Source organism: Roseivirga sp., from assembly GCF_049099775.1.
In the GTDB taxonomy this organism is placed as follows: domain Bacteria; phylum Bacteroidota; class Bacteroidia; order Cytophagales; family Cyclobacteriaceae; genus Roseivirga.
This window is the reverse complement of sequence record NZ_JAGDZM010000001.1, coordinates 136,572-152,870: the sequence shown is the minus strand read 5'-3', so window position 1 is coordinate 152,870 and position 16,299 is coordinate 136,572. Positions and strand designations below refer to the sequence as shown.

General features: G+C 39.5%; 17 protein-coding genes. 15 read left to right on the top strand and 2 right to left on the bottom strand.

Going from position 1 to position 16,299, the window contains the following annotated elements; genetic code table 11:
* The first annotated feature begins 163 nt into the window (after positions 1–163).
* The 8 genes from JXQ92_RS00660 to ccoS all read left to right on the top strand — a co-directional run bounded on the left by JXQ92_RS00660 (position 164) and on the right by ccoS (position 8,601).
* The gene (locus tag JXQ92_RS00660) at positions 164–1,114 is read left to right on the top strand and encodes an arginase (protein WP_421984646.1); all 951 of its coding nucleotides are present in this window, start codon (positions 164–166) and stop codon (positions 1,112–1,114) included.
* A gap of 3 nt (positions 1,115–1,117) precedes the next feature.
* The gene (gene argS / locus JXQ92_RS00655) at positions 1,118–2,920 is read left to right on the top strand and encodes an arginine--tRNA ligase (protein ID WP_421984645.1); all 1,803 of its coding nucleotides are present in this window, start codon (positions 1,118–1,120) and stop codon (positions 2,918–2,920) included.
* Between the two features lie 55 nt (positions 2,921–2,975).
* Positions 2,976–3,428, top strand: a complete 453-nt coding sequence (locus JXQ92_RS00650; RefSeq protein ID WP_421984644.1) for a glutathione peroxidase — start codon at positions 2,976–2,978, stop codon at positions 3,426–3,428.
* Between the two features lie 2 nt (positions 3,429–3,430).
* Positions 3,431–4,321 carry a 1,4-dihydroxy-2-naphthoate polyprenyltransferase gene (locus JXQ92_RS00645; RefSeq protein ID WP_421984643.1) on the top strand — a complete coding sequence of 297 codons (891 nt, stop codon included), beginning with the start codon at positions 3,431–3,433 and terminating at the stop codon, positions 4,319–4,321.
* 133 nt (positions 4,322–4,454) lie between these two features.
* Positions 4,455–5,177: a Crp/Fnr family transcriptional regulator gene (locus JXQ92_RS00640; RefSeq protein ID WP_421984642.1), complete on the top strand. Its 723-nt coding sequence runs from the start codon at positions 4,455–4,457 to the stop codon at positions 5,175–5,177.
* Between the two features lie 92 nt (positions 5,178–5,269).
* Complete coding sequence (locus JXQ92_RS00635; protein WP_421984641.1) at positions 5,270–6,031, top strand: hypothetical protein; 762 nt, start codon at positions 5,270–5,272, stop codon at positions 6,029–6,031.
* A 3-nt stretch (positions 6,032–6,034) separates the two neighbouring features.
* Positions 6,035–8,443, top strand: a complete 2,409-nt coding sequence (locus JXQ92_RS00630; RefSeq protein ID WP_421984640.1) for a heavy metal translocating P-type ATPase — start codon at positions 6,035–6,037, stop codon at positions 8,441–8,443.
* Entirely contained in the window at positions 8,443–8,601 is a 159-nt protein-coding gene (gene ccoS, locus JXQ92_RS00625; RefSeq protein WP_421984639.1) for a cbb3-type cytochrome oxidase assembly protein CcoS, read from the top strand. The genes JXQ92_RS00630 and ccoS overlap by 1 nt, the downstream gene beginning before the upstream one ends.
* A gap of 124 nt (positions 8,602–8,725) precedes the next feature.
* Here ccoS and JXQ92_RS00620 read toward each other — a convergent pair whose 3' ends face one another.
* Both JXQ92_RS00620 and JXQ92_RS00615 read right to left on the bottom strand, forming a co-directional pair.
* Positions 8,726–9,280 (bottom strand): outer membrane beta-barrel protein, encoded by a 555-nt coding sequence (locus tag JXQ92_RS00620; protein WP_421984638.1) that lies wholly within the window; start codon positions 9,278–9,280, stop codon positions 8,726–8,728.
* A gap of 179 nt (positions 9,281–9,459) precedes the next feature.
* A complete protein-coding gene (locus tag JXQ92_RS00615; protein ID WP_421984637.1) occupies positions 9,460–9,885 on the bottom strand; it encodes a hypothetical protein in 426 nt (141 codons plus the stop codon).
* A gap of 113 nt (positions 9,886–9,998) precedes the next feature.
* Here JXQ92_RS00615 and JXQ92_RS00610 point away from each other — a divergent pair, with 113 nt between their 5' ends.
* The 7 genes from JXQ92_RS00610 (at position 9,999) to JXQ92_RS00580 (ending at position 16,239) form a co-directional block, all read left to right on the top strand.
* Positions 9,999–10,292 carry a hypothetical protein gene (locus tag JXQ92_RS00610; RefSeq protein WP_421984636.1) on the top strand — a complete coding sequence of 98 codons (294 nt, stop codon included), beginning with the start codon at positions 9,999–10,001 and terminating at the stop codon, positions 10,290–10,292.
* 146 nt (positions 10,293–10,438) lie between these two features.
* On the top strand, positions 10,439–12,604 hold the full coding sequence (gene ccoN / locus JXQ92_RS00605; RefSeq protein WP_421984635.1) for a cytochrome-c oxidase, cbb3-type subunit I: 2,166 nt from the start codon (positions 10,439–10,441) through the stop codon (positions 12,602–12,604).
* Positions 12,605–12,607: 3 nt separating this feature from the next.
* Complete coding sequence (locus JXQ92_RS00600) at positions 12,608–12,817, top strand: cytochrome C oxidase Cbb3 (RefSeq protein ID WP_421984634.1); 210 nt, start codon at positions 12,608–12,610, stop codon at positions 12,815–12,817.
* Entirely contained in the window at positions 12,810–13,607 is a 798-nt protein-coding gene (locus JXQ92_RS00595) for a cbb3-type cytochrome c oxidase N-terminal domain-containing protein (protein ID WP_421984633.1), read from the top strand. The genes JXQ92_RS00600 and JXQ92_RS00595 overlap by 8 nt, the downstream gene beginning before the upstream one ends.
* An 11-nt stretch (positions 13,608–13,618) precedes the next feature.
* Positions 13,619–15,046, top strand: coding sequence for a cytochrome c oxidase accessory protein CcoG (ccoG, locus tag JXQ92_RS00590; RefSeq protein WP_421984632.1), 1,428 nt, complete (start codon positions 13,619–13,621; stop codon positions 15,044–15,046).
* Between the two features lie 47 nt (positions 15,047–15,093).
* The gene (locus tag JXQ92_RS00585) at positions 15,094–15,534 is read left to right on the top strand and encodes a FixH family protein (protein WP_421984631.1); all 441 of its coding nucleotides are present in this window, start codon (positions 15,094–15,096) and stop codon (positions 15,532–15,534) included.
* The gene (locus tag JXQ92_RS00580) at positions 15,535–16,239 is read left to right on the top strand and encodes a sulfite exporter TauE/SafE family protein (RefSeq protein ID WP_421984630.1); all 705 of its coding nucleotides are present in this window, start codon (positions 15,535–15,537) and stop codon (positions 16,237–16,239) included.
* Positions 16,240–16,299 lie beyond the last annotated feature (60 nt).

The following is a 16,299-nucleotide window of genomic DNA, read 5'->3' as shown; positions in this document are numbered from 1 at the left end:
CACTGTTATTCTAAAAATAATTTGCGCTGAAAAGTCTCCAATATATGAGTTGATGAAGTCTTAATGATTTTTGAGTTTTTACCCAGTAAAAGCAATATCTTGCAATCGATTGTTCGACTTGTGCGCAATCAATATCACATATGCTTATTCTTAATTATCACTTATGAGAAAGATTAGATTGGTAGAAGTAAGATCAGAATTAGCCGCAGGTACTCGCGGTGCCAGTATGGGGATAGATGCGCTTAAAATTGCCAGTATAAAAAGGCATTCGAGCTTTTTTATGAAATTTGAACCGGTTAGCGTTAAAGATGAAAATCAATTACTCTTTGGCGATCCTCAATTTCCATTTGCAAAATATGGTGATGGTGTATTTACTATGCTTAATAGGGTTTGTGATGCAATTACCGAATTGAGAAACGAATCACTCTTTCCAATTGTATTAGCTGGAGATCATTCTACTGCGGCTGGAACGATTTGTGGGATTAAACAGGCTGATCCGGATAAAAGGTTGGGCGTAATATGGATTGATGCACATGCAGATTTTCATACACCATATACAACACCATCGGGAAATATGCACGGAATGCCGCTAGCCATGGTTTCTGCTTTAGATAATGAAGCGTGTGAAGTAAACGACGTAGAAGAAGAGACAGAAGCACTTTGGGAAAGGATAAAACAAATAGGAGGTCGAGGGCCTAAAATAGCACCTTCTGATGTTGTTTTTATAGGAGTTAGAGATACAGAAGAAGCAGAAAATCACATCATTGATAAGTTTGGAATTAGAAATTTTAAAACGGAGGAACTCAACCAAAAAGGAGTTCAAAAAGTGGCTGCTGAAGCACTTGAAATTCTAAAAGACTGCGAACAAATTTACATTTCTTTCGATGTTGATAGTTTAGACACGTCAATTTCAACAGGAACAGGAACTCCAGTGGCCAATGGTCTTTCAAAAGAAGAGGCTTTTGAGCTAAATAAGGAATTAATAAAAGATAAAAGAGTTTGTTGTTGGGAAATTGTTGAGGTGAACCCAACTTTGGACACTGAAAACAGAATGGCGGAAAATGCATTTGATATTTTAGAAGCCACTACTGATTCTTTGATCGAGAATTTCTAACTAATGGAACAACATATTAAAGAGGGTATCTCTGCTGCATTGAAAGCACTCTACAGCCATGACTTATCCGCTGATGAAATAGCCCTACAGCCTACACGAAAGGAATTTGAAGGGACGTATACCTTTGTGACTTTTCCTTTTGCACGTTTTTCTAAGAAGAGCCCGGAAGAAACAGGTAAAGACATTGGAAACTTTCTTAAAGAAAACACCAATGAGGTAGCAGGCTTCAATACAGTAAAAGGATTCTTGAATATTGAAGTTTCAGAAGCATCCCAAATTGGTGGATTCGCTAAAATTTTCAATGGAAAAGAAGTCAGTCAGTCGCCACTATTTCAATTACCTACCACTGGAAGAACCGTTGTAGTAGAATATTCTTCTCCTAATACGAACAAACCCCTTCATTTAGGTCACTTGAGAAATAACTTCCTTGGCAACTCGGTTTCTCGTATTCTGAAAGCCGCAGGAAATGAAGTGCAGAAAGTTCAGATTATCAACGATAGAGGAATTCACATTTGCAAATCAATGCTTGCATGGCTGCGTTTTGGTGAAGGAGAAACACCGGAGTCTTCGGGGCTTAAAGGCGACCACCTCGTAGGAAAGTATTACGTGGCATTCGATAAAGCCTATAAGAAAGAAATAGCTGAACTTACTGCTACAGGTATGGCTCAGGACGAAGCTGAAAAGCAGGCGCCAATTCTTTTGGCCGCCCAAGAAATGCTAATGAAGTGGGAAGCAAAAGACCCTGAGATTTATGCCCTATGGGAGAAGATGAATGGCTGGGTCTATGATGGATTTAATGCCACTTATGATCGTATGGGTGTCGATTTTGATAAACTTTATTATGAAAGCGATACCTATCTTATTGGCCGAGATCGAGTTATGGAAGGACTCGAAAAAGGAGTCTTTTTTAAGAAAGAAGATGGTTCCATATGGGTCGATTTAACCGATGAGGGGCTTGATGAGAAGTTGCTCTTAAGAAAAGATGGTACCTCGGTTTATATGACACAGGATATCGGTACTGCTTTAATGCGTTTCGATGATTATCCCGGTTTAAGTCAATTGATTTATACAGTAGGAAACGAGCAGGAGTATCATTTTAAAGTGCTTTTTCTTATCCTTAAAAAATTAGGTTATTCATGGGCTTCCGCCTGCTATCACCTGTCTTATGGAATGGTAGATCTTCCATCTGGGAAAATGAAATCTCGGGAAGGTACTGTTGTTGATGCTGACGACCTGATGAAGGAAATGGCTAATACCGCAAAAGCCAGAACGGAAGAATTGGGTAAAATAGACGGATTCACTGCAGACCAAGCAGAGAAACTTTACGAAATGCTTGGTTTGGGAGCAATCAAGTACTTTTTACTAAAGGTAGATCCAAAAAAACGGATGCTGTTTAACCCTGCCGAATCAATCGAGTTTCAGGGAAATACAGGCCCATTCATTCAATATACATTTGCCAGAATTAGTGCCATACTGCGCAAGGCAAATCAAATTGGTGTAAGCACTGAGCAAATTGACTACAATGCATTAAAGAATGTGCATCAAACCGAAAAAGACTTAGTATTTGCCTTAGGTCAGTATCCTGAAAGGCTCAATTTAGCGGCTGATGCCTATTCACCGGCTATAATTGCCCAGTATATTTACGACCTGGCTAAAGATTATAACAGGTTTTATACAGAGCTTTCAATCTTCAACGAATCAGAAAAATCTGTACAACAATTTAGAGTTGCACTTTCAGCACTTACAGCCGAAACAATAAAAGTGAGCATGGGTTTATTAGGTATTCAAGTACCTGACAGAATGTAATATGCCTTATCTCTTTTTACTAATAAGTCTGATTTTACCACCTAATCAAGAAAAAATGGGTTTCCACGATTTTAAATTAAAGGCCATCGATGGTAAAGAGATTGACTTTGATCAATACAAAGGAAAGAAGATTTTGCTCGTAAATGTAGCCTCGGCATGTGGTTATACCCCACAATATGAGGACTTACAGATGCTTTCGAATCAGTTTGGACACCAAGTGGTAGTGATCGGAATACCTGCTAATAATTTTGGTGGGCAAGAGCCCGGCAGTAATGCTGAAATTCAAGCTTTTTGTAAGGCAAACTATGGTGTGACTTTCCAAATGATGGAAAAAATATCGGTAGAAGGAAAAGACCAACATCCACTATATAAATGGCTAGCAGCTGAATCAGGAAAAGTGCCGAATTGGAATTTCTGTAAGTTTTTAATTAGTGAAAAAGGTGAGGTTTTGGGCTTTTTCCCATCATCTGTAAACCCTTTGGAAGAAGTTATTACAAGTAAGCTATAAGCATGAAGCACTGGTTGTCGGCCTTTAGACTTAGAACATTGCCTTTAGCATTGGCCTCCATCGGAATGGGGACTTTTCTAGCAGCTGCTTCGGGAAATTTCAATGGCCTAGCATTTGCCTTTTGTGCCCTAACAACCATTTTTTTACAAGTACTTTCCAATTTAGCTAACGATTATGGCGATTCTGTTCATGGAGCAGATAGCGCAGAAAGAGAAGGCCCATCCAGAGCGGTGCAAAGTGGTGCCATTTCTAAATTAGCCATGCGTAATGCTATTATTGTTTTTGCCGTGCTCTCTTTAGGGTCAGGGTTGACTTTACTTGAAGTGGCCTTCGGTTGGGGTTCGGATTTCTTCTGGGTGTTTCTCGGAATAGGTGCCTTGGCCATTATTGCCGCAATTACGTATACAGCGGGTTATAGGCCTTACGGGTATGCGGGACTGGGTGATTTGAGTGTTTTAATTTTCTTTGGATTTGTGGCTGTTATGGGAAGTGCTTTCCTGTTTGAGCAAAAGATAAATTTGGACTACATCCTGCCGGCAATATCAGTTGGGTTTTTCTCTGTTGCCGTGCTGAACGTGAATAATATTCGTGATATAGAATCCGATCAGAAAGCCGGTAAAAAGTCCATTCCTGTACGGGTTGGCAGGGCAGCAGCAGTTAAGTATCATTGGTTTCTTTTACTAATGGGAATGCTCCTCAGCATAGCTTATGTAGCAATAAATTATACAAGCCCCGTACAACTCATTTTTGTGCTATCAACACCATTGTTTTTGAGAAATGCCATGGCGGTTAAATCTAAAACGACTTCCCAAGAATTAGATCCTTTCTTAAAGCAGATGGCACTATCAACACTCTTATTTGTGCTGCTATTTGGTGTTGGCCAAGTCATTTGAGATTGCTCTTTCAAGACCTGAAAATACCTCTGCGGATAAGGAAATGACCTTATTTATAAAAAAGCCCTATTGTTTAATTGATTGGTTTGGGAATGAAGTGAACCGTTCCTAATTTTAATTAAAACAAAGTACAATGGCGCTTAAGAAATCGAGTCAACTGAATGTTCAATGTCAATTTTGTAAGTCTAAAGCGGATTCACATTTTGCCGAACTGTCAGATGCCGATTTAGATGTTCTTTCAGCGCATAAGTCTTGTATCACCTATAAGAAAGGCCAAAACCTATTTTACGAAGGCACCCGTCCGATGGGTATTTTTTGCATCAACTTTGGTAAAGTCAAGGTTTATAAGATGGGATCAAATGGCAAAGAGCAGATTCTTTTTATCGCCCAGCCCGGCGATTTCCTAGGTTATAGGTCTTTGTTGAGTGAAGAATTCTATGGCGCATCGGCCACCGTAATTGAACAAGCGGCCATCTGCTTTATTCCTAAAAGCGACTTTCTTACCATACTTAATAGTAACCCTGCTTTTTTTCAAAAACTGATGAAAGCTGTATGTCACGAACTTGGTGTAATGGAAACTAAGTTAGCAGAGCTTTCGCAAAAATCTGTCAGAGAAAGGTTAGCAGCTACTATTCTAATGCTAAAAGAAACTTATGGTATGGAAGGAGAAGATAGCGACTTGATTGATATTGCCTTGTCGAGAGAAGATCTTGCAAACATTGTAGGTACTGCCACCGAGACAGTTATAAGGCTGCTTTCAGAATTTAAGTCAGATGGTTTAATTGGCCTAGAAGGGAAAAAAATAAAGGTAGTTGACACTCAAAAATTAATTCACGAGGCAGACTTTTATGCCTAAACATGATTTTTGTCATGTTTTTCTCTGATACCCATCAATAACCGCCTAGTCTATCTCAACTACTTTTGATTCAATCAATAGAATTAAAGGTCGTGAAGCATAAGATTCTCCTTGCCGCAAATAATACCGTCGGTCTCGAACATATTTTCGAAGATCTGACCAATCTGCTCAACAAAACCCACAAAAAGTATGTCACGGCCTTTCCCATAAAAAATTACACAAGTAAGCTAGTACTCAGTTCAAATAACCGTGAAGCAAATAAAAGCCTTGACCATTTGGTGGAGGGTTTGGAAAATGTAGCCGCTACAGAACAAAGTGCGGCGGACTTTAATTTATCGCTTGACTGGATAAATCGAAAAGTTAACCACAAGGAACTGAAAATACTCAGTACGGTTTACGATTTGCTCATTTGGGAGCAAAGCGTTTACGAAGCCTATGACAACGCCCTTTTAAAAGAAATAATCGATGCTATAAAATGCCCAATGCTGTTTCTGCCTAATGGTTGGCAAATTGAAAACCTAGTCGTTTTTCACGATGGCTCAATGGATTCTGTGAAAATGGTAAAGGGATTTATAAATGTATTCAATCCTTCGCTTCGCGACTTGCCACTGTCAGTTTTAATAAACCACGACAGTAAATCCTATAATGTGAGAGAAGAAAAAGTTTTTATCGATTATCTAAAGCTTTTCTTTAAGAACATTGGCGTTCAGTTAGTGGAGGGTGATTTGTTTGAGCATGGGAATGAAGCTTCGCCCGCCAAAATGAATAACCCATTTCTTATGTTAGGTATTAATCGTTCGGGATTCGACCCTGAAAACATCTTAAATTCTCCTACTTTCTTATTTAAAGGCTAAAGCATGGTTTCGCAGCAAGATGTGTCCGTTGTTTCAAAGTGCTACCATTGCGGAGATGAGTGTAGTGAGGATAAAATTGTTTTAGACGACAAGAAATTTTGCTGCAATGGATGTAAAACTGTTTTTGAAGTATTGAATGAAAACGACCTTTGCGATTACTACACGCTTGAAGAAACCCCCGGCGTAAATCAAAAAAATGAGCACAACACCCTCTTTGATTTTTTGGATAATGAAGAGGTAGCCAGACAAATATTGGAGTATAGTGATGATGTTCAAGAACGCGTAACCTTTTCTATTCCCAATATTCACTGTAGTAGTTGTATTTGGTTATTAGAGCATTTGAATCGACTAAATCCCGCAGTTATAAATGCGAAGACCAACTTTAGTCAGCGAAAACTGACGGTGACCTACTTTCGCGAACAAGCTTCTTTGCGCACAATCGCCGAATTGCTCGATAGAGTTGGTTATACGCCTGTTGTCAATTTAGATCAAGCTGAAGAAGATAATTCAAGTACGAAGACATTTAATAAAACGCTTCTTGTAAAGCTTGGTATTGCAGGTTTTTGTTTTGGAAACGTCATGCTACTTAGTTTCCCAGACTATCTAGGAATTACAGCCCTAGAACAGTCATATCAGGTAGTTTTCCGATGGCTAAACCTTGCCCTTTCCTTACCTGTAGTCTTTTATGCCGGTAGTGAATATTTTGTTTCTGCTTGGAAGAGCCTAGCGCAGCGATTTGCCAATATTGATGTACCCATTGCCCTAGGTATAACGGCTCTTTTTCTCCGAAGTACCTATGAGGTAGTGGCTGACATAGGCCCAGGTTATTTTGATTCACTTGTTGGCCTTATCTTTTTCCTACTCATTGGTAAATGGTTTCAAGGCCGTACCTACGAGGCGCTCTCATTCGATAGAGATTATAAAAGCTATTTCCCCTTGGCTATTCAAACCAAGAAAGCGGAAACCTATGTTCCCACCGCTGTTAAAGAAATTGTAAAAGGAAATGAGATTCTGATTAGAAATGGTGAGCTCATTCCCGCCGACTCCATATTGGTAGATAGCAAAGCATACATTGATTATAGTTTTGTTACGGGAGAATCCGCTGCCATAGAAAAGGGTAAAGGTCAATACGTCTATGCCGGTGGTAAACTTTATGGCAAACAGGCTCATTTTGTAGTACAGAAGCCAGTTTCACAAAGTTACCTCACCAGTCTTTGGAATAATGAAGCTTTTACGAAAGAAGCGCAACAAGAGAAATTAGTTGACCAAGTCAGTCAATATTTTACGATTGTAATTATCGCTATAGCGATAATTTCAGGAGTGTATTGGCAATTGGTCGACCCCACAAAAACTTGGTTAGTGTTCTGTTCTGTGCTTATTGTGGCTTGTCCTTGTGCTTTGGCGCTTTCTACACCTTTTACAACAGGAAGTATCTTAAGAGTGTTAGGAAGAAATCATATTTACCTTAAAAATGCCAATATCGTAGAAAAGCTTCAAAAGGTAAATACCATTGTTTTCGATAAAACGGGTACTATTACCAATGCGCTGGATAAGGACATCACTTTTGAAGGAGAGGAATTATCGGAGGCTGAAAAAGAATTGATTCTAACTGCTGTTTCGAGTAGTACGCATCCGTTGAGTAGGTTTATTAAATCATTTTTGAAAGGCATAAATACGGCGAATTATACACTTGAGTCTTTCCAAGAGAAAGTAGGCGCAGGTATTTTAGCCGTTGTCAATGGCGTTGAAATAAAACTCGGTTCTGCCGCTTTTATTGGGGTTGAAAAAGACAACGTGAATAAAAATACTTCCTACGCTTACCTGAAAATTGGCCAAAATCAGAGAGGTCGGTTTGTTGTAAATAATGTTTATCGAAAAGGGCTTAAGTCGGTTATTAGTCGATTGAAAAACAGCTTTAAACTTGCTATTCTTTCTGGGGATTCTAATGCCGAACAGAAGAATTTAGCCAGCTTCTTTCCTGAAGGTACCCCAATGCTGTTTTCACAAAAACCAGACAATAAATTGAAGGCAATAAAAGAGATGCAGGCCTACGGCCAATCGGTTATGATGGTTGGTGATGGCTTGAATGATGCAGGTGCCTTAAAACAGAGTAATGTGGGCGTCGCTATCACAGAAGATATCTCTACATTTTCTCCAGCATGCGATGTTATAATGCATGCAGATTCGTTCTCTAAATTAGATCGATTTATTGCTTTGGTTAAGCGCAGTAGGTATATCGTTTATGTCAGTTTCTTGCTCAGTTTACTATACAATGTTGTTGGTCTTTCGGTGGCAGTTTCAGGATGGTTAACGCCGCTTTTTGCAGCTATTCTTATGCCGCTTAGTAGTATATCGGTAGTGGTACTAACTACTTTATTAGTCAAACTAATTTCACTAAAACTAAAGTTGTAATGTCTGTTATTTTGGTGCTTATCATTACCAGTATAGTAGTTGCAATAGTATTTCTCGGCGCTTTTTTCTGGGCTGTTAAATCTGGGCAGTACGATGATACCTATTCTCCATCAGTTCGCATGCTTTTCGAAGAGAAAAGTAAGAAGAAGGATAAGTGACTTGGTGAAAGGTGGAGGGAGTAAATGGTTAACTACTCTATGCTCAAACTCATGATTAGCGACTGAACAAGGAAAAAGAAAACGACCTACTTGAATTCATTCCAAGTAGGCCGTTTTGCTGTGTTTATTTTCTCAAGAAAATACTAGCACCCAAGGTAAAACCGGATAGATTGAAGTTTAAGCCAAAGTTATTCGTGTCATTACCGCCTACATCTTGGTTATTATAAAACAACCCGCCAATATTAGCGTCTAAGGCAAATTTGTCGGATAAGAAATAGGCTACTCCGGGAACAACGTTCAATCCAAAGGAAGAAAAGTCTCCACCATTGATATCTCCACTTGAGTAATTAATCCCAGGCTGTAGATACAAGTAAAATTTTTCGCCCATGCTTCTGTAAAACCTGGCAAAAACACCGAAGTTGACTTGATCTGATTCAACTATTCCACCCCCGTTTTCATTTTTCTGGCGTCCATAGCCCACCGTTAAGCCAAGACTTGTAGTTTCTGATAGAAATAAGGACGCTTGGGGATTTACTTGAAAGTTACTTGTTTCTAAAAAATCGTTGTCGGTTTTATTATACAAGAAGGATCCACCTAATCGAACATCGCCTTTTTGAATCTGCCCGAAAGCTAAACTGCTAAAGAACATGAGTGAAAGTAGTAGTACTGATTTTTTCATAATATTTGAGTTTGACGTTTAATATTGTTTAAATCATATTACGTTAATAACTAGAGATTAAGTTGAATTTTTAGACAAAAGGCCGACTTCTTTTGTATGTGGTGATTTTTAGATGAAATTAGACAAAATGCCGCCCGAATACGGGCTAAAATGGGCGAAATCGGACAGTAAAGGGCTTGTTATTTCTCTTTAAGTTCTTTGAACCTGAGCTTTAATTGGCCGTAAGCCTCGTTTAATGCGCCTATGGTGGCTTGCTGCTGATTTATGATGCGCTCTTTTTCTTCGAGCAATCTACCCTGATCATTTGGAGGACTTTGGTAAACAGATTCAGGCTCACGGGCAGCGTTATATTCAATCTCGTACTTTTTCGATGTTTCCTGAGGCCCATTGCCAGTAATGAGCCAACGTAAGTTTAATAATTCAAACAAGTTTGTAACATCCTCAATAACCTCAAAACTAGGTCTCGCATCAGGATCTCTTTTGAGCCTATACAGTCTTTCAGGCTTATCATAGCCCAGTTTTATGGCCAAATCACTGGTGTTCTTAATTCCCTTCGACTGTGCATAAGTGAGTAGGCGATTGTAAAAAGAATTAAGATATGACATTATAGTTTGTATTAATACAAAAAAATAAGTATTTTAGACTTATTGATTTGAGATAATACTCGAATATAGAAAAAAACACAAACAAGTCAGTAAATCAACACACGTTCTTATTTATGGAGTTATTGTCTAAAGAAAGAGATCAGCTTATTATTAAGCTACTCATTGAAGATTACCGATTTCAGCAGATTGTTTACCAAATGCGTCAAATTAATTTCCACTTTGACCAGTCACTTGACCTTATGCAGGTGATTGCCGAGCTAATGAACCAAAACGCCAACTCAGAGAATATTCATTGGATGCACGAATACGGTGAAGGATTGGAGCAGGTATACCAAGCCGATTTCTGGGACGAACGCCAGCTAGAAGCTATAGCAATTCTTTCATACGATCGCCTGAAGCGCATTTAAACCCAAGAATTCTATTTAAACGGTATTTCAAAATATCCTTTTCTTAAAACATGATTTAAATCAGTTTTTAAGCTAAGCCGCATCAGTTCTTAGCGGAATAGTCACAGCTACCTTCGAATTAAAATTCATCAACCCAAACTGTGACTATGGAATTGGAAAAGTTTAAGTATGACAATAAAATCGTCAAGTATTTTGCCATCGCAACGGTCGTGTTCGGTATCGTTGGTATGCTCGTAGGGCTGCTCATTGCTACGCAACTGTTTCTTCCCCAACTAAATTTTGGTATTCCTTATACGTCTTTTGGTAGAATTAGGCCTTTGCATACCAATGCGGTGATTTTTGCTTTTGTAGGAAATGCCATGTTTGCAGGTGTTTACTATTCGATGCAGCGCCTTTTGAAAACACGAATGGTCAGTGATTTGCTGAGTTACATTCATTTCTGGGGTTGGCAATTGATTATAGTTGCGGCGGCCATAACGTTGCCGCTTGGGTTAACTACCTCAAAAGAATATGCTGAACTAGAATGGCCGATTGATATCGCTATTACGCTCATTTGGATTGTGTTTGGTATGAACATGATAGGCACCATCCTAAAAAGAAGGGAACGTCATATGTATGTTGCCATTTGGTTCTATATCGCCACGTTTGTAACGGTGGCGGTACTTCATGTGGTAAACTCATTTGAAATTCCGGTAACAGCGTTTAAGAGTTATTCTTGGTATGCAGGTGTACAAGATGCACTTGTGCAATGGTGGTATGGGCACAATGCTGTGGCGTTTTTCTTAACCACACCGTTTTTAGGGCTCATGTACTATTTCTTGCCAAAAGCGGCAAATAGACCGGTTTATTCCTATAAGCTTTCTATTATTCACTTCTGGTCACTCATATTTATTTACATCTGGGCAGGGCCACACCACTTACTCTATACTTCATTGCCCAACTGGGCACAATCTTTAGGTACAGTATTTTCAATTATGCTTATTGCGCCATCTTGGGGTGGTATGCTCAATGGTCTTTTAACCTTAAGGGGTGCATGGGATCGTGTGCGAGAAGATCCAGTTTTAAAATTTATGGTAGTGGCCGTTACGGCATATGGTATGGCCACACTCGAAGGGCCGCTACTTTCTATAAAAAATGTGAACGCCATAGCACATTTTACAGATTGGATTGTTGCCCATGTTCACGTTGGTGGATTGGGCTGGAATGGATTCTTGATCTTTGGTATGCTATACTGGCTAGTTCCACGTATGTGGGGCACAAAACTTTGGTCTACAAAAGCAGCTAACATTCATTTCTGGTTAGGTACGCTAGGCATAATAGTGTATGCTTTACCTATGTACACCGCCGGTGTAGTACAGAGTTTAATGTGGAAAAATTTCAATGCCGAAGGTTTCCTCGAATACCCGAATTTCTTAGAAACGGTAACTCAAATAATTCCGCTTTACATGATGAGAGCCATCGGGGGGCTGCTCTACTTCGCAGGAGTTATTATCATGGCGGTTAATCTGGTGAAAACTGCTAAGCAAGGAAGCTTTATTTCCGAAGAAGATGCAGAGGCACCGGCTTTAGAAAAGAAGAAAATTGTAGGCGGCTACTGGCATAATAAGTTAGAGCGTAGACCTGTCATATTTACAACTTTAGTTTTAGTAGCCATTGTGATTGGTGGAGTAGTAGAGATGGTGCCTACTTTCTTAATAAAGTCGAATATACCGACCATTGAGAGTGTGAAACCATATACACCGCTTGAGCTCCATGGCCGTGATTTATACATCAGAGAAGGTTGTAGTAACTGTCATACGCAAATGGTCCGACCATTTAGATCGGAAACCGAACGCTACAAAGGCGAGTACTCAAAAGCAGGCGAATTCGTGTATGATCACCCATTTTTATGGGGTTCGAAAAGGACGGGGCCTGATTTACATAGGGTAGGTGGTGCCTATAATAATGCTTGGCATTTAAACCATATGTACGACCCTACTTCAACTTCGCCGGGTTCGATTATGCCACCTTATCCATGGCTGTATACTGATCATATAAACCCTGAAGCTACAGCAGCTAAAATAAGAGCACTCAGAAGAGTAGGTGTGCCATATGCCGAAGGTTTTGAAGATGGAGAAGCCACAAGACAGCTGAAAAATCAGGCACAACAGATTTTAACCGACCTGAAAAACGATCCAGCTAAGTCTTTAGAGACTATAGAAGGATATGCAGGCGCAAAAATCACAGAGACTTCGGAAATCGTAGCCTTAATCGCATATCTGCAAAGGTTGGGTACAGATATAAAAGTGAAATCAACAGCTCAAAATCAATAAGCCATGTTTAAGTATTATTTCGAACAAGTTGAAAACGTCGCCATTTGGCCAATTATATCACTTGCTATATTCTTTGTGTTTTTCATTGGCCTTAGCATTTATGTCTACAAAATGAATCGAGACCACATCAAACACATGGAGAAGATGCCTTTGGCAAAAGACGAAGAAAATCCAATTTCTCACTCAGACTTAAAATATCAAGCTCATGGATAATAGTAGTTTATTTAGTCAAGAAGTATTGTTATACATCACCTTTGGACTGGTTCTTATTGTAGCCCTCTTGGTGCTCGTAGTTGCCTTCTATGTACTTCAAGTAATGAAAACATTGCTTGAAAAGAATAGAACAGAAGCACAGCAATTAGCAGAACAAGCTCAGCCAAGTTGGTTTGCACAGCAATGGATGAAATGGAATGCTCTGAAACCTCTCGCTGATGAGGAAACCATACTCTTAGATCATGATTTTGATGGAATTCAAGAGTTAGACAACCACTTGCCACCATGGTGGAAAGGCCTTTTTTACCTCACAATCGTTTATGCTGTCGTTTACATTCTAGTTTTCCATGTGTTTGAAAGTTCGCCACTTCAAGAAGAAGAGTATGCGATAGAAATGGCCGAGGCTGCAGCTGAAAAGGCCAAAAGAGTAGAAGATGTTGTATATGATTTTGATGAGACTACTGTTACAGTCACCACAGAACCCGAAGCCATTGCCTCAGGTATGGAGTTTTTCAACGGAAACTGCGCCATATGCCATAAAGCCGATGGTGGTGGGCTAGCCGGGCCAAACCTAACTGATGAATACTGGAGAAACGGCGGCGGCATGAAAAACATTTATAAAGTCATTAAAAATGGTGTGCAGGGGACAGCTATGATTCCATGGGAATCGCGATTAAACCCAGATCAAATGAGAGGTTTAGCATCTTATGTACTGACACTTCAGGGCACTAACCCGCCGGGAGCATTGCCTCCAGATGGTGAATTGTACAAAGAGGAAGAAGAGCAATAAAGGCGCTTGAGATGGATAAAGGAACCGACATAAAGGCGCTATATCATTACGATGAACAATTTCGTGATGGTATAGCCACTGTCGATAAAGATGGGAAACGAGTTTGGGTATATCCCAAGAAGCCAAAAGGGAAATATCACAACAAGAGGGTTGTGGTTTCTATCATTCTTTTATCCATACTCTTCGCAGGCCCTTTTATTAAAATAGGAGGTGAACCCTTCTTACTACTAAATGTATTCGAGCGAAAATTTTCAATTCTTGGCACCATCTTTTGGCCGCAAGATTTCTTTATCCTGGCTTTAATGGCCATTTCCTTTTTCGTTTTCATCATTTTATTTACTGTAGTATTTGGTAGAGTTTGGTGTGGGTGGGCATGCCCTCAAACGCTATTTATGGAAATGGTATTTCGTAAAATCGAGTACCTAATTGATGGAGATGCTAATCAGCAGCGTCGACTAACCAAAATGCCTTGGAATGCTGAGAAAATCAGAAAGCGACTTTTGAAGCACAGCATATTTGTTTTTATCGCTGTTTTAATTGGGCACACAGCCATGGCTTACCTCATAGGTATAGAACAAGTACAAGAAATTGTTACTACTCCACCAAGCGAAAATTTGGCGGGTTTTTTTGGACTCATTGCATTTAGTGCAGTGTTTTATGCCGTTTTCGCCTATCTCCGAGAGCAAGCTTGTATTGCCATTTGTCCATACGGTCGTTTGCAAGGTGTGTTATTAGTAAAGGATTCAATAGCCGTAATGTATGACTGGATTCGAGGCGAACCAAGAGGGAAACTCAAGAAAAAAGAAGTATCCGCGCAAAAGGGCGATTGTATCGACTGCAAACTTTGCGTCCATGTATGTCCTACCGGTATCGATATTCGAAATGGCACACAATTAGAATGCGTGAATTGTACTGCTTGTATTGACGCTTGCGATGACGTGATGACAAAAATCGGAAAGCCGAGTGGGCTTATTCGCCCGACATCAGCGAGCGCTATAGAAGAAGGAAGACAAAGAATTTTTACGCCAAGAGTGGCGGGTTATACAGGTGTTTTGCTCCTGCTCATGATATTATTGACAGTTTTTGTTGCAGGTCGTGCCGATGTAGAAGCTACAGTTTTGCGAATGCCTGGTATGATGTACCAGAAACTCGATGATGGCAGAATTCAAAACATCTACAACATCCAGTTTCTGAATAAAACTTCTGAAGAATTAGTTCTAGAGGTTACTATAAAAGATATGCCCAATGCCACTATTGAAAAAGCCGGTGGCGGCGCGGTGAACTTAGGGGCTAAGTCGAAATTGGACGGAGTTTTTATCATTAAAATCCCGGCTACGGAACTGACAGATAGAAAAATGAAAATTGTGCTAGAACTAAAATCTGGAGAGGAATTGGTGGATGAACTTAAAACTAATTTCCTAGGTCCGGTAAACTTCTAGTCGTCTACTATGAATGAGTGGAAAGGTTGAATTTAAATGATTGAGTTATGAATTGGGGGAATAAAATTGTAGTTGCTTTTGTAGGTTTTGTAGGCGTACTGTTCACCATGGTATACATAAGTCTCAATACTAATTTCAATCTGGTAGAAGAAGATTATTATGCCAAAGAGTTGGCCTATGAAGATCAAATTCAGCGCATTCGTAACCATAATAATTTAGTCGAAAAGCCAACCTTCAATATTAACCGATCGGCCTTTCAATTAGAACTAGCATTTCCCGATGTCTTAGTTCAAAAAGTAGTAGAAGGTAAGGTGATTTTTTACCGCCCAAACACTGCTATTTATGACAAAGAGTTGCCGCTAAAATTTGATGAGAATGGCAAGTTTCTCATCGATGTTTCTTCATTCCCGATAGGAGCATGGAAGCTTAAAATCAATTGGGCTGATAAGGAAAAAGAGTATTACAAAGAAATCGCATTTGTTATATAAATGTTACTCGCCACAGCCATAGCGTTTGGGTTTTTAGGTAGTCTGCACTGTTTGGGTATGTGTGCACCTTTGCTCTGGGCCATGCCTGAAGATAAAGCCAAAAGATCCGTTTGGTGGCGAAACAAACTGCTATACAATTTTGGTCGAATTTTAACCTATGGTCTCCTCGGTCTTATGATCGGTTTAGTGGGAGAAGGTATATCATTTATCGGTTGGCAGCAACACCTTTCGTGGATTACAGGTGTTGTTTTGATTTTGGGTTTGAGTCTCACAATTTGGGAGCATAAATTGATTTTTTTCAAGTCTTTTTCAGTCAGAATAAATGAATTCGTTAGGAAAGGAGTTTCCAAGTCGTTCAGAAAACACAATGCTAAATCGCAGTTCATATTTGGCCTTTTTAATGGTCTTTTACCATGCGGTTTAGTCTATATGGCGCTTATCGCCAGCCTTTCCATGGAGACTATCGGCGGGAGTATCCTTTATATGGTGCTTTTCGGTTTAGGAACCATTCCCATGATGATTGGTGCTGCTATTTTGAAGCAGTCCATTAAATCCATGAAGGGTTTTAGCTTTAATAAATTCTACCCCAAAATCGTTTTTACCATTGCCTTATTACTCATTATTCGAGGTATGAATTTGGGTATTCCTTACCTCAGTCCTAAGTCTAATTCAATAGATGGAATTACTGTTTGTGAAACAGAATAAAAGTTAGGTTTAAACCTGATTTAAGTCATCAAATTTGGTCTTCACAATGGCGATCTTTAG

Excerpts from the sequence above, each read along its gene's own strand:
- JXQ92_RS00650 (WP_421984644.1), top strand. The coding sequence starts at position 2,976 with ATGGGTTTCCACGATTTTAAATTAAAGGCCATCGATGGTAAAGAGATT.
- JXQ92_RS00615 (WP_421984637.1), bottom strand. The coding sequence starts at position 9,885 with ATGTCATATCTTAATTCTTTTTACAATCGCCTACTCACTTATGCACAG.
- ccoG (WP_421984632.1), top strand. The coding sequence starts at position 13,619 with ATGGATAAAGGAACCGACATAAAGGCGCTATATCATTACGATGAACAA.
- JXQ92_RS00640 (WP_421984642.1), top strand. The coding sequence starts at position 4,455 with ATGGCGCTTAAGAAATCGAGTCAACTGAATGTTCAATGTCAATTTTGT.
- ccoS (WP_421984639.1), top strand. The coding sequence starts at position 8,443 with ATGTCTGTTATTTTGGTGCTTATCATTACCAGTATAGTAGTTGCAATA.
- JXQ92_RS00660 (WP_421984646.1), top strand. The coding sequence starts at position 164 with ATGAGAAAGATTAGATTGGTAGAAGTAAGATCAGAATTAGCCGCAGGT.
- JXQ92_RS00620 (WP_421984638.1), bottom strand. The coding sequence starts at position 9,280 with ATGAAAAAATCAGTACTACTACTTTCACTCATGTTCTTTAGCAGTTTA.
- JXQ92_RS00600 (WP_421984634.1), top strand. The coding sequence starts at position 12,608 with ATGTTTAAGTATTATTTCGAACAAGTTGAAAACGTCGCCATTTGGCCA.
- JXQ92_RS00610 (WP_421984636.1), top strand. The coding sequence starts at position 9,999 with ATGGAGTTATTGTCTAAAGAAAGAGATCAGCTTATTATTAAGCTACTC.
- JXQ92_RS00585 (WP_421984631.1), top strand. The coding sequence starts at position 15,094 with ATGAATTGGGGGAATAAAATTGTAGTTGCTTTTGTAGGTTTTGTAGGC.
- JXQ92_RS00595 (WP_421984633.1), top strand. The coding sequence starts at position 12,810 with ATGGATAATAGTAGTTTATTTAGTCAAGAAGTATTGTTATACATCACC.
- argS (WP_421984645.1), top strand. The coding sequence starts at position 1,118 with ATGGAACAACATATTAAAGAGGGTATCTCTGCTGCATTGAAAGCACTC.
- JXQ92_RS00645 (WP_421984643.1), top strand. The coding sequence starts at position 3,431 with ATGAAGCACTGGTTGTCGGCCTTTAGACTTAGAACATTGCCTTTAGCA.
- ccoN (WP_421984635.1), top strand. The coding sequence starts at position 10,439 with ATGGAATTGGAAAAGTTTAAGTATGACAATAAAATCGTCAAGTATTTT.
- JXQ92_RS00580 (WP_421984630.1), top strand. The coding sequence starts at position 15,535 with ATGTTACTCGCCACAGCCATAGCGTTTGGGTTTTTAGGTAGTCTGCAC.
- JXQ92_RS00630 (WP_421984640.1), top strand. The coding sequence starts at position 6,035 with ATGGTTTCGCAGCAAGATGTGTCCGTTGTTTCAAAGTGCTACCATTGC.